General features: G+C 27.8%; 11 protein-coding genes and 2 pseudogenes. All 13 read right to left on the minus strand.

The window, feature by feature from the left end:
* Positions 1 to 621, minus strand: a pseudogene (locus ACIQ66_RS10780) (undecaprenyl-phosphate glucose phosphotransferase); the annotation flags it as partial.
* A gap of 1 nt (position 622) precedes the next feature.
* Positions 623 to 1,606: a UDP-glucuronic acid decarboxylase family protein gene (locus ACIQ66_RS10785; RefSeq protein ID WP_396212804.1), complete on the minus strand. Its 984-nt coding sequence runs from the start codon at positions 1,604 to 1,606 to the stop codon at positions 623 to 625.
* Positions 1,603 to 2,844, minus strand: coding sequence for an O-antigen ligase family protein (locus tag ACIQ66_RS10790; RefSeq protein WP_396212805.1), 1,242 nt, complete (start codon positions 2,842 to 2,844; stop codon positions 1,603 to 1,605). The genes ACIQ66_RS10785 and ACIQ66_RS10790 overlap by 4 nt, the downstream gene beginning before the upstream one ends.
* Before the next feature lie 72 nt (positions 2,845 to 2,916).
* Positions 2,917 to 4,026: a glycosyltransferase gene (locus tag ACIQ66_RS10795; protein WP_396212806.1), complete on the minus strand. Its 1,110-nt coding sequence runs from the start codon at positions 4,024 to 4,026 to the stop codon at positions 2,917 to 2,919.
* Positions 4,027 to 4,092: 66 nt separating this feature from the next.
* Complete coding sequence (locus tag ACIQ66_RS10800; protein ID WP_396212807.1) at positions 4,093 to 5,370, minus strand: O-antigen ligase family protein; 1,278 nt, start codon at positions 5,368 to 5,370, stop codon at positions 4,093 to 4,095.
* The gene (locus ACIQ66_RS10805) at positions 5,345 to 6,406 is read right to left on the minus strand and encodes a hypothetical protein (protein ID WP_396212808.1); all 1,062 of its coding nucleotides are present in this window, start codon (positions 6,404 to 6,406) and stop codon (positions 5,345 to 5,347) included. Before ACIQ66_RS10805 ends, ACIQ66_RS10800 begins: the two co-directional genes overlap by 26 nt.
* Positions 6,407 to 6,420: 14 nt before the next feature.
* Positions 6,421 to 7,734 (minus strand): MATE family efflux transporter, encoded by a 1,314-nt coding sequence (locus ACIQ66_RS10810; RefSeq protein ID WP_396212809.1) that lies wholly within the window; start codon positions 7,732 to 7,734, stop codon positions 6,421 to 6,423.
* Positions 7,735 to 7,745: 11 nt separating this feature from the next.
* Complete coding sequence (locus ACIQ66_RS10815) at positions 7,746 to 9,863, minus strand: OstA-like protein (protein ID WP_396212810.1); 2,118 nt, start codon at positions 9,861 to 9,863, stop codon at positions 7,746 to 7,748.
* A 246-nt stretch (positions 9,864 to 10,109) separates the two neighbouring features.
* Positions 10,110 to 11,231, minus strand: coding sequence for an ATP-binding protein (locus ACIQ66_RS10820; RefSeq protein WP_396212811.1), 1,122 nt, complete (start codon positions 11,229 to 11,231; stop codon positions 10,110 to 10,112).
* A gap of 56 nt (positions 11,232 to 11,287) precedes the next feature.
* Positions 11,288 to 12,166 (minus strand): dTDP-4-dehydrorhamnose reductase, encoded by an 879-nt coding sequence (rfbD, locus tag ACIQ66_RS10825; protein WP_396212812.1) that lies wholly within the window; start codon positions 12,164 to 12,166, stop codon positions 11,288 to 11,290.
* Positions 12,160 to 12,711: a dTDP-4-dehydrorhamnose 3,5-epimerase gene (gene rfbC / locus ACIQ66_RS10830; RefSeq protein WP_396212813.1), complete on the minus strand. Its 552-nt coding sequence runs from the start codon at positions 12,709 to 12,711 to the stop codon at positions 12,160 to 12,162. The genes rfbD and rfbC overlap by 7 nt, the downstream gene beginning before the upstream one ends.
* Before the next feature lies 1 nt (position 12,712).
* A complete protein-coding gene (rfbA, locus tag ACIQ66_RS10835) occupies positions 12,713 to 13,576 on the minus strand; it encodes a glucose-1-phosphate thymidylyltransferase RfbA (protein ID WP_396212814.1) in 864 nt (287 codons plus the stop codon).
* 11 nt (positions 13,577 to 13,587) lie between these two features.
* Positions 13,588 to 13,830 (minus strand): annotated as a pseudogene (locus ACIQ66_RS10840) (hypothetical protein); the annotation flags it as partial.

Genomic DNA, 13,830 nt, shown 5'->3' on the forward strand with positions numbered 1-13,830 from the left:
AAGTTCTTCTATTTCCTTTTCTGATGTATTTTCTAAAGAACAAAATATAACATCTATTTGATTTTCTGTTGAAAAGCTAAAAATTTCATCAAACTGTTGTTTTTTATTGGTTTTTGGTTCAAAAAAATGAATTAAGTTACATCCATAATCTGGGTTTTCGTCAAACAAATCTTTAAGCTTATAAGCGTTTTTACCATTACCAATTATTAAAACTTTTCTTTGATTACCTCCAAAAATTGAGCGATACTTTTTTAAAGCAAAGAAAATGAATAGTTTACTAAAAATGATAATAGCAAATGAAGATAAAATATATTTTAGTAAAAGTTGTGAATTTGCATCTTTAACATAAAACTGAGAAAACGCAAAACAGACTAATGCAAACAATATAAATTGTTTGACCGTTTTATTAAGTATCGAAACTATTTTAGTAAACCTAAAAACTTCATAAAAGCTTACGTTTATTGCAATTATTATCCATGAGATTGAAATAAAAGCAACTAAAAATTTTCCAAAAAGATAATTTGACAGAAAAAAATAAGCTAAAATATTTATTAATCCTAAATCTAAAGCATATGTTATCGGTCGGATATATCCTGAAAATCTTCCTGATTTAGAAGCCATTTTAAACTATATATTTAGAAAAATCCTTGTGTTCTTCTTTTAGTAACTCTTCGGTAGACAAAGATTTGAAATACTCATAAGTGATTTTCATTCCTTCTGCTCTATTAACTTTTGCTTCCCAACCCAAAATTTCTTTAGCTTTTGTGGTGTTTGGTTGGCGTTGTAAAGGATCATTTATTGGAAGTGGATGGTAAACTACTTTTTGATTGGTTCCTGTAAGTTTTATTATTTCTTCGGCAAAATCTTTAATAGTAATTTCATCTGGATTACCAATATTTACAGGCAAATGATAGTCTGAATGTAATAATCTATATATTCCCTCGACCTGATCATCTACATAACAAAATGAACGAGTTTGCATTCCATCTCCAAAGATAGTTAAATCTTCACCTCGTAATGCTTGACCAATGAAAGCAGGAATTACACGACCATCGTTTAATCGCATTCTTGGACCATATGTGTTAAATATTCTAACAATTCTAGTTTCTACACCATGGAAGGTATGATAAGCCATTGTTATTGACTCTTGGAAACGTTTGGCTTCATCATAAACGCCTCTTGGACCTATTGTGTTTACATTTCCGTAGTATTCTTCTGTTTGCGGATGCACCAATGGATCGCCGTAAATTTCAGAGGTTGATGCAATTAAAATTCTTGCTTTTTTAACTCTTGCTAATCCTAATAAATTATGAGTTCCTAACGACCCAACTTTTAATGTTTGGATAGGGATTTTTAAATAATCTATTGGACTTGCTGGCGATGCAAAATGCAAAATATAATCTAGCTGACCTGGAATATGGACAAACTTTGTAATATCATGATGGTAAAATTCGAAATTTTCAAGCTTAAAAAGATGTTCTATATTTTTTAAATCTCCTGTTATAAGGTTATCCATACCAATAACAAAATATCCTTCTTTTATAAATCTATCACATAAATGTGATCCTAAAAAACCTGCTGCTCCTGTTATTAATATTCTTTTCATTTACTTTTTATTTCTTTTGTTTTGTTTGGAATACTATTAAAAATACAATATAATGTAATAAAAAATAGTATTCCTCTCTGACGACATAATAATGATTCTGTCAAAAATAGTATTATCATTGATACTGCGAAAACAATATGAAGGAAATTTTTATTTTTAATTGCATTTTTTAAATTAATGAAAACCATTAAAACGAAAATTACAAAACCTAAAATGCCAAGTTCAGCGAAAAATTGTATGTATTGATTGTGAAAATTGTGGTATTCATAATCTTTAAAAAGGTTGTATTGTTTATGTTTATCTTGAATGGCTTCATCAGATGCATTTATTCCTAGACCTGTAAATAGAATACTTTTTTCTTGGAGTAATTCAGTAAAAATTCTTGCTTGAAAAACTCTGTAGGCCGTTCCTGGAAAAAAACTATTTGGTTCAAACTCTTTTTTGGTATAGGCTTGTTTAAGACTAATATTATAAATGTTTTGATCTTTATTACCATAATCTGCATAAATTGTATTGTCAACAAAAGCTGTTTCGTATTCTTCTGAAACTCTTTCTTGTACTACTGGAACAAAAATGGCTGACAAAAACAAAAAAGTCACCCCTAAAGCAATTGTAACCCATTTTACACTTGTTTGTGTTTTTGAAAACTGAATGTAATGCCAAACAAGAAGTAGCGCAACCATTAAAAATACTGTTTTTGAATATAATAGTGCCACGAATAATGCCAAAATATAAATAGCTATATAATCTAATGTCTTTTTGCTTTTTTGTACTATAAAATAGAATAATGCTAAAGTTGTAAACGTTGCAATATAAATAGCATTAAGTTCAACTGATACAAGTTCGTTATATAAAAACATTGACTTGTCCCCATTTTCAACATATCGTATGGTTGCTCTTATAAAAGAATAAATGGCAAAAACTACCATGCTAAAACCAAATAATCTAATGGCAGAATATAAGGTTTTCTTGTCGAACTTTGGAAAGAATAAAAAAGCTAATGGAATTAACAAAAAAGGTGAGTTCTTTTGAAGCCCATTTAAAGAAAAGGTCAACTCTGAAGTCCATAATAAAGACAAGGTCATTAACCCAAAAAGAATAATTGGTAATAACAATTCTTTATTGATTTTGAACTTTAATTTATAAAATCCTGAAAAAGCATACAATAAAAATAAAATCGTAGCAATACTGTTGTAAAATGGCGGTAACGGGATTGTTATAAGCGGTAGGGCTAACAAACAAATGAATAGGTTTGTTTTGTACTTAAAAAGAGTAAAATATTTGGAAATTAACACTTGTTTTGTTATAATTTAATTTATGTTTAGTTTTTGGTTTTCTTTGAAAATTTGATACTTATCAAAAACAAAGTTTTTTACTTCCTCTTCAAATTTTTCAGTAGAAAACTTTAATGCGTTATCACGAATTAATACAGGATTAAATTTCATAGTTTCAAATTTTTCAATTGCTTGAAGCAATGAATTTACAGATTGCTCATCAAAGAATAGCCCTGTTAACTTATCAACAACTGTTTCAAGAACACCTCCTTTACCATAAGCAATAATAGGAGTACCGCAGGCTTGGGCTTCAATAGGTGCTATACCAAAACCTTCAATACCAACTTGAATAAATGCTTTTGCTTTACTAACATATTTATTAATTTCAATAGATTCTAAAAATCCTTTGAATTCAATATTACTTGATGCCATTTCTTTCATTTTTTCAAATTGTTCTCCGTCGCCAATTATGATAAGTTTTTTCTTGTTTTTATTAAATGCTTCTATAATTATATCAAATCTTTTTATAGTTGCAATTCTACCAATTGCAATATAATAATCCTCTTTTACAGTGTTAAGTTGAAATGAATTCAAATCAACAGGAGGATATATTACTATCGAATCCCTATTATACTTTTCTCTAATCCAATTTTTTACATAATTTGAATTTGCAACTATATAATCAGGCCTTTGTGCTTGCTTAAAATCTATTCTCCTTAATAAAATTATTAAAGGATGGATTATATATTTTAGTTTACCAAAAAACAAATTATAGTGATCCCATATATAATTAAAATTTGGGGCTTGAAAAAAACATATATGTAATTGTTTTGAAGATTTTTTAACCCCTTTAGCAACTGAGTGTGAGGATGAAATTATTAACTCAATATTTTTATCAATTTTTATTAATCCTATTAAATGATGAAAAATAAAGAATAAATACCTGAAAAAACTACCAAAATACTTTAACTTTGTTTGTTCAATTTTTCCTTTGTGTTTTGGTAGTGTCTTTTTTATGTCCTCTTCATTCATAACACTTATTAATGTATAAACATTATCAAATGCAAATATTTTGTCTAAAGATGCAATTACTCTTTCAGATCCTGTAAACTTGTCAAGCCAATCTATTACTAATGCTTTTTTCATTTATATTATAATGATTAAATCTTTGTTTAAATAAATTTAGAAAACAAATGTGCAAATGTAACTCTTTTATTCTTTCTTTTTTAAACGCTCCGTTGTGAAAACACATATCCAAAAACTACTAAAAACTATTCCATCAAATCTAATCATAAAATCATCTGTTAAATTTGAAGATAAGAACAAAATAAAAAAGCATAAAATTATAATTTTCTTGGTTTTTCGCCAGAGGTAGAAAATAGAAAAAAAGTATATTGAAATAGAAATAAAGCCTAATATCCCATACTTTAGAGAAGAATCTAAAAACTGATTATGTACAGGAAATTCATATTGAGCTAAAAATTTTTGATCAGTTTTTTTAAAATATTCGACCAATTCCTTTTTACTATCTGAAGCACCAACTCCTAATAAAAAATTATCTGAAATTAACTCTAAAGTAGATTTCCAAATAGATACTCTTGTTACAAATGAATTGAAAACATTTGCAGTTGGATTTTCTACTTCATCTAATCTTCCTATTTTGTCCATATGTGCAAATGTAACCTCGGTATATTTAGTAATCATATATGGATTATTTTTAATATAAATAACTATGATAGTGGATAATGTACTTATTAATAATACGAAAACTAAAATTAGTTTTCTTAACGAAAAAAGACTCTTTAGCTCAATAAAAAAAATTAATACAATATTTAATATGAGAATAGCTAATGCAAGTTTAGAATTGACAAAAACAACTAGATAAAACGATATTAAAAAACATATTATGTTTATAATTTTAAAATTCATACTTTGTGTTTTGAATTTATAAAATATAAAATAAAAGTTACAAATCGAAACAAATGACAAATGCATATTGAGTGCTGGCCCATGCATCCCAACATAATTTGAAAAGGAATAACCAATTGCCCACAAATAATCCTCTCTTTTCGAATATATGTTTACATAAGTATCATCAAAGTTAATGTAAGAAATATAGAAAATTAACACAATGATTGGTACTAATATCCTATAAAAATTAACTATTTTATAAAAATTGATTCTTTTATAATTGCCAATTATAAAGAAAGGAAAAATTAATAATACTGCACTTTTTTCAATAGCCTTTAGACCTAAAATATAAGAATTGTTGTTCCAAAAAAACATGATTTCTACTATTAATGGAAAAGCAATGAATGAAAATAATTTTAAACCCTCTTTAGTAAAAGTGATTTTCTTAACATAAAACAAAGAAAATAGAGAATACATTATTATGAGCCAAGTACATGGTTTTCTAAAAATTAAAGTAATTGCTATTAATGTTAAAAAAAAATTGATGCTTTTTTTATACTTTTCTTTTGAAATTTTCATAATAGAACACATAATAAATTAGTGGAAAAAATCCCATTTTATGTCTAACTGCAGACGCCAAATCTGGTTCAAATAATGCTTGAACAATATAATATGAAAAAAGTATTAATAATATCCACAATTCTAACTTATATTTTTCTTTATTTTTTAAAGACTTGGAAAGTTTTTTTAATAAAATATAAAACAAAAATAACTGCCAAATTATGAACACAATTATCTGTGGTTTCAAAATGTGCTTGAAAGTCTCTATAATAGGAATATTTACAGCTAAAAAACCATATATTATACTAATTGATTCTCCATACCAAGTATTTGGCTCGACAGGAGAAACAAACTTTGATTGAGCTTCACTTGTATTGCCTCGTATTTCATTTACCATTTCCCTTGTAGATTCTGTAATATAAGTTCCTTCTATACTCGCAATTACAATTGATATTAATATAGAGATAAAAACTCCAAAAATTATCGATAAAAAAGCTTTGTTTTTTAACTTGAGAAATGTGAAAAAATACATTCCGATTGAAATTATTGGAATAAAAAGAAAATAACTTCTATAAAAACTAAATAAAGCTAATAAGATTAAAGAATATATAACTTTAAATTTTATGGATTTATTCGGGTTTGAATACACAATAGGGATAGTAGAAACCACTACAAAAGTTATAAACTCTTTAGATGGCATTGATACAAAGATTGCTAACATAAAAAATCCAATATAAACAAGAATGTTTCTAACATTTAAAATATGAAAGTTTTTTGGAACACCAATTTTATATATAATATAAATCAATATTATATATTGGAAAAAACCTATTAATGGATATGGTAAATATTTTAAAAAAGTATATTTATAAAAAAATATTGCAAAAGGATAACTACCTATAAACCCTTCTTGGTTATATATGTCTTTAACTATTACCTCTGCATCATTAAAAAACTTGTCTGGTAAAACAAAAAATGCAAGTACCGATACTAGTAGATTAACAAGAAATAAAACCAAAAAGGTTAAGTTACTTTTCTTTATTTTGAAATTCATATATAAATCTTTAACTAATGTATGTATAATTTAACTTTATCTTGCTTGTAAACATAATAAGTAACTATCAAATTCCAAAATATCATACTTATTGAATAAGCAATTGCAGCTCCAATTATTCCTTGTTTTGGTATTAAAACTTTATTTAGTGTAAAATTTATAAATACTGAAAATATTAAAATAATTTGAAAGTGCCTTTGTCGTCCTGTCATATTTAAATAAATTTGAGAAACTCCAAATAGTGAACAGATTCCTTGTCCAATAACAAGGATAATTAATGCCTCTTTAGCATAGGTATAGTTTTCACCGAAAATAGATAATATTTTTTCTGAAAAAAAACAAAAAAACAAAATCATTGGAAAAGAGAGCAAAAATATTATTCTAGAACTCTTCGTTACAACTTTTTGCAGTTCTAATTTATCATCAATGTTATACAATTCAGCTGTTTTGGTGGATACTGTGACATTAATAGTATTAATAACCATTGATATCATTGTCATTAATTTTATAGCAACACCATAATAAGCAACATCTTCGTCTCCTTTGTATTTTTTTAAGAACATAATATCAAAACTCATTAATAAAAAAATTGCCATTGCACTAACTGCCATTGGATAAGATTTATTTATAATGTGCTTATAGGTGTATTTTGTTGTGGTTGTTTGGATTATTGACGTTTTAAATTCCCTATTAAAAATTTGATTTATTATTAGGAAAGAAATTATAGCTAAAAGAACAAAGCCTAATAAGAATGTATCAACTAAGAAATTTTCTTCATGAATAGTAAATAGATAAATTGAACCTATTATTACAGATAAATATTTAAATGTATTTCTAAATAATTCAGCTAAGTATATTTTATCTAAAGCTCTTAAAACCTCAGTATTAAATGTAGTTATACAGAAAAAAAAAATACATATTGTTGATTTCAATAGCAACAAAAAAATATTCTCATCATTAAAAAACAAATTTATTGTTCTTTCTCCAACAATAATAATTATCAATAAAGCCATAATGGATGTTGCAAAAATTATGGCTACGGTTTTGTAATATATGTTTTTCAAAGAAATTAAGCTGTTTTCACCCTTAAGAACTCCAGTAAAATATAATATTGATTGCTCTGTTCCTAGTAAACACATAGTGCCTACAACTAGTATGAAAGTTCTAATAAAATCATATTGTCCAATAATTTTTGCATTATAATTATGAGTTAAAAAAAGCGTAAAGCCAAATAAAGTTATCACTCCTATGATTCTCAACAATAAAGTGTTTACGCTCTGTATTAAAAACTTGTTGCTTTTTATTGCTGTAATAATTTTCTCTTTCATTAATAAATATTTTAAAAAAGACCTCCGTCATATTTTCCGTTAACCATATTCCAGTCCCATAAAACTTGATTAATTCTAACCTCTGTCCTATGCTTAGGAAATTTCTTTTTTAAGTTTTTAAATGAATTTTCATCTTTTGGGGTTTTAAATTTCCCATCTTTCACATACAATCTCATTCCATTTTTGTCAATTATTACTCTGTCATCAAATTCTTTAAAAATTTCTTCATAAGTCATGTAGTCTTTTTTTGGAAATTCTAGATATTCAATTACTTCGTTTTCCAAAATTTCTCGTTCATCATATTTACCGTATGGAGATGTTTTCCAATCCCATAAAACTTCATTTATTTTTATTTCTTCTTTGTATTTAGGATACTTTTTTTTGTAGTTATCAATAATTTTTTGGTTATAAGAAAACTTAAACTTATAATTTTTAACCAATAATAATTGATTGTTTTTATCTCTAATTAATCGATTGTTATACTTTCTAAACACTTGATCAAATACTTCATCCCCGCTCAACTTATCTTTTAATTTATTCTCTTCTATCTCCCGTCCTATTTTCTCCACCTCATACTTCTCCTTACTCCTTAAAACAATAGCATTATGCAATTCCACCTCATCAGCTGGATAAATATCGTCTTTGCTTTTTATTCGTTCGTCGCCACGCCATTCAAAACCTCTTAGTAGTCTGGCGTTTTCGGGTAAGTCTTTTTCTGGGAAAATGTCGCCATCGGGATTGTTGTATAATGTAATGGTTTCTATATTGTTGTTATCATCCATTATCATGTTAATCTTGCTACAAACGGACTTGTTGATGCCTATAAGCTCTTGGGCGTCATTTCGCATATAAAAAATAACTTCTGCGTTTTTGACAACATCGGTTTCGTATATTTTATTATTCTTAAATTTAGAATATAAATTGAGCCCTTTAACCTGATTATAGCCCGTTCCTACTGTGTCTTTAGATATTATGAACGAGTTATTCAAAACTTTTAATGAATCTATTTTTTCGGTTTTGTTATTACCAATTAAGTGCATTAAATCGCCTGTTAATTGGTTTTCAAAATTCCAAAGAATTGGTTTTCCGATCAATTGAGTAAGTGCCTTTTTTTGGTCGGAATTTATAGAATCGCACTTACCACTCAAATCTGTTTTATAAAAACGTACATTCTTTTGACCTCTAATAACACGTTCACCCACTTTTCCTGTAACAAAAATCTTTTTGGCGTGAATAAACATGGAATCTTTTTCAGATAAAAACCGAATAGACGCATGTTTGGTTATATACAACGAATCTTTTTGCTTGAAAACTTCACCATAATGCCCTTTTACAATTGCTTTGTTTATTGAATCCGTGATTTTTACATTATTGGTTCCTGCGGCATATTCAATTTTTCGGTCATAATACAAACTATCGCCTTCTATCAATTGGTCTTTGTATTTTATAAACGATTTTTGTAGAAAATGCCCTGTGTTTTTCTTACTGTTATAATGCCCGTTTTCGGTGTAAATAAAAGTTTCTTTACCAACAATAGTCGAAGGTCCTTTTAAAATCGAATTTCCATGTGTAGTTTTGTAATCTAAATGATTGGACTTTATAGTATATTCAGGATTTTTCAACTCTACCGCCGATAAAAACTGGTATTTTTTTTCCTTTACATAGTAGCGACCAGCCTTACTTTTAAGTGTATTTTTTTTGTTGACAATCGTTCCATTACTATTAAAATAAACCTCTTGGATGTTTCTGTCAAAATAAATTGTATCGGTTGTAAGGGTTGATTCTGGTGAATCCATAACCACATTTCCAGATGCGTATGCTTTTTTTATGGCGCCATTATACTCGGCATATTTGCTAGTCATAGTTAACGTATCGCCTTGAATCATTTCGACATCACCAAAAGCTTTTATGTAATTTTCTTTTTGATAATAATAGGCTTTGTTGCAAGTCATTATTATTCCATCATGGCTAACTCGAACGTTTCCTGTTAACAATAACCCATCTGGAAGCTCAATCTGATTAACATCGGCAAAGTCGGAATATTCCACTTCGATTTTGCTGGTTTTTTGAGCAAAAAGTAGTGAGATATTAACAAGCAGAATTACGATAAGAATAAGTTTCTTTTTCAAGGTAAACAATATAATTTTGAGAAGTTTCTTTTTTTTAAACCATTAAGGAATTAAGAAAATTAAGTTTACTTCAACGATGATTTATAATATGGTTGTAAAATTATGTTTTTTCAAATAATATATTTATAAAGTCTACAAGTTTAATTAGCAAAAACATCATTTATCCTTGTAAATTTAAACTCAAAATTTAAAATTACTAGGTTATTTTGATTTAACTATAAGAAATCTCTTTTAAAAATTTGTTTTTCAAATTAAAAACTCGAAGAAATTCTCTGAATTTAGCACTTGAAAAGTATAATTGCTATATTTATTAGTAAATCCAGTTGTTAATTTAGCTTTTACTTTAGGATTATATTTGATTTCGAAACACTCTAATACATTATTTTTTTCTAAAATTAAATCGATTTCTTGTTGTTCTTGGGTTCTCCAAAAAAATGGTTTTTTAAAATTTTCAGCATATGAATTTTTTTTAATTATTTCATTTACCATGAAATTTTCAAATAATGCTCCTTTGTCGTTTCGTGTTTCTAACGCTGAAAAATCATTTATTATTGCATTTCTAATCCCTAAATCAACAAAATATATTTTTTTCCCTTTTTTAATTTCTTTTCTATGATTGGTATGAAAGGCATTTAGTCGGTAAATCACGAAAGATTGTTCTAGCAAATGAATATAGTCTTCTACAGTTTCACTTTTTAGCCCAATTAAATTTCCTAATTCAGAATAATTTACTTCGCTTCCTATTTGCCATGCCAAAGCCTTGAGCAATTCTAACATTTTTTCGGGTTTTCGGATACCTTTGAATAACAAAATGTCTTTATATAAATAACTGTCTGCTAACAAGCGAATTATTTTTTCCTCATTTTTTTGATTTAATACAACTTCTGGATAATATCCATAAACCAAACGATGTTGCAACATTCTTTTTTCCTCTAAAAGACCATGATGTTTTACCATTTCTGCAAATGATAAGGGAAAAAGATGATGTTCAAATTTTCTTCCTGTCAAAGGTTCATTTAGTTGGTTTCTCAATTCAAAAGCACTTGAACCTGTAGCAATTACTTGAATTTCTGGAAGATAATCTGTTATTAACTTTAATTTACTACCTATATTATTAATTTTTTGAGCCTCATCAATGATGATTATTTTATTGTTTTCAAAATAAAGCTCTAATCTTTTTGAAGTTGCATTTTCAAAAACTGCATGTACGTCTGAATTTTCTGCGTCTAACCACAAAATATTTTCTGTTTCTTTAAACAGATGTTTTAATAGAGTGCTTTTTCCAACTTGTCTTGCTCCTAAAAATACAATTGCTTTTTTTTGAAAAAGTTCATTTAAAATGTTTTGTTCTAAAACTCGATTTATCATAACACAAAAGTAGGTAATTTTCCGTTATAATCGAAAATAAACTAGATAATTTTCCGTTATGATGGAAAAATTACGATCTTTAAACTTTCATTCCAATCCAAAATTTCAATTTTAAAAGTTTTTTTTATTTTACTTTTATCTAAAACACTATAGGCTGGCCTTTTGGCTGGTGTTGGAAAACTTGTGGTTGGAATTGGTTTTAAATCAATTTTAATGCCATTGTTTTCAAATATTTCTTTTGCAAAATCATACCATGAACATTGACCTTCGTTGGAGAAATTATATATTCCAAAGTTCGAGGTTCGTAGTTCGTGGTACGAAGTAGAGATTATCTTAACTAAAGCTTCCGCTAAATCAACAGCATTGGTTGGTGTTCCTATTTGGTCGTTTACTACTGATAAGCTATCTCTTTCTGACGCTAATCGCAACATAGTTTTCATAAAATTATTTCCAAATTGTGAGTAAACCCAAGATGTTCTTATTATAAAATAATTTTCAAAAGTCTCTTTAATTGCTTTTTCACCATCTAACTTGGTTTGCCCATAAACTCCTGTTGGGTTTGGAACATCTTCTTCTGTGTAACCATTTGTCATTCCGAGTTTCGAGGAATCTCCATCAAAAACAAAATCGGTTGAAACATGTAGCAAAATTGTATCGTATTCTTTACTAACTAATGCTAAGTTTTTAGCTCCAGTTACATTTATTGCAAAGGCTTTTTCTGCTTCGCTTTCGGCTTTATCAACAGCAGTGTAGGCTGCCGTATTGATGCAATAATTGGGCTTGTAATTTGAAAAAACTGCTTTACAATTCTCTAAATTGGTAATATCAAGTTCAGACGATGAACAGAAAACAAAATCAATTTGTGGATAATTTGCCGAAATAAATTGCAAAGATTGTCCTAATTGTCCGTTAGCACCTGTTACTAAAACTACCATACTTTTTTGGCATTTTCAAATGTTGGAAGATTTTGGTCTTTTTCGGAAATTAGTAAATCATCCTCATTAAAATTCCAATTAATTCCTATACTTTTATCATTATATAATAATCCTCCTTCACTTTCTTTATTGTAAAAATTATCACATTTATAAAAGAAAGTTGCTGTTTCACTCAATACTAAAAAACCATGAGCAAATCCTCTCGGTATAAAAAACTGTTTTTGATTTTCTCCTGATAATACAACAGCTTCAAACTGACCATATGTTGGAGAATCTGGACGAATATCTACCGCTACATCTAAAACTTCTCCTTGCAAAACTCTTACCAATTTGGCTTGAGCATGCTCTCCTGTTTGATAATGCAATCCGCGTAAAACGCCTTTAGATGAAAAAGATTGGTTGTCTTGAACAAAATGAATTTCTTGACCTACACCTTTCTGAAAAGTTCTCTCATTAAAACTTTCCATGAAATAGCCTCTTTCATCAGTTATTATTTTTGGCTCAATAACAAAACAGCCTTCTAATTTTGTAGCTATAAAATTCATGTTACTCTGCTAAAATACTCATTAAATGATTTCCATAACCACTTTTTAACAATGGTTCTGCAAGCAATTTCAATTGGTCTTTATCGATAAATCCCATTCTATAAGCTGCTTCTTCAATCGAGCCTATTTTTAATCCTTGTCGTTCTTCAATAACTTGAACAAATTGTGAGGCTTGCATTAGCGAATTAAAAGTTCCTGTATCAAACCAAGCAGTTCCTCTGTCAAGAATACTAACTTTTAGTTTTCCTCTGCGAAGGTATTCTTTGTTTACATCGGTTATTTCAATTTCACCTCGATGACTTGGTTTTATATTTGAAGCAATTTCTACCACATCATTATCGTAAAAATAAATACCTGGCACCGCATAATTTGATTTTGGAACTTGTGGCTTCTCTTCAATAGAAAGCACTTTTCCTTCTTTGTCGAAATCTACAACTCCGTAACGTTCAGGATCATGAACATGGTAAGCATAAATAATTCCGCCATCAGGATTGTTATTAGCTTGAAGCAAATTAGCAAGCCCGGTTCCGTAAAAAATGTTATCGCCTAAAACTAATGCAACTTTATCATTTCCTATAAATTCTTTACCAATTATGAATGCTTCTGCTAGTCCATTTGGATGTTCTTGTACTTCGTATTCAAATCGGCAACCAAATTTTTTTCCATCACCAAGAAGTGTTCTAAAAAGTGGCAAATCATGTGGTGTTGAAATGATTAATATTTCTCTAATGCCAGACCATATAAGAGTTGACAACGGATAATAAATCATCGGTTTGTCATATATTGGCATTAATTGTTTGCTAACAGCTATTGTAAGTGGATGTAACCTTGTTCCTGAACCACCTGCTAAAATTATTCCTTTCATAAATTAAAAATTTATTTATTAGAAAGTTTTGCTTTTTGTGTTTTGTAAAAAGATATAAATAAACTTAAGAATATAAAACCAAAAATAAATACAATTGGAAGCACCAATTTCATTTTATTATTTAATCCTTTCGTGTTTTGAATGTTTAAAGTTGAACTTCTTTCTTTTACTATTTTGTTTTGCGAGACAAGTTGGGTTTTTTGTAAACCAATATTATATATTAAATTATTCTTTGTTTCAATAACATCATTTAG

This window comes from Flavobacterium sp. (assembly GCF_044377315.1).
Classification (GTDB): domain Bacteria; phylum Bacteroidota; class Bacteroidia; order Flavobacteriales; family Flavobacteriaceae; genus Flavobacterium.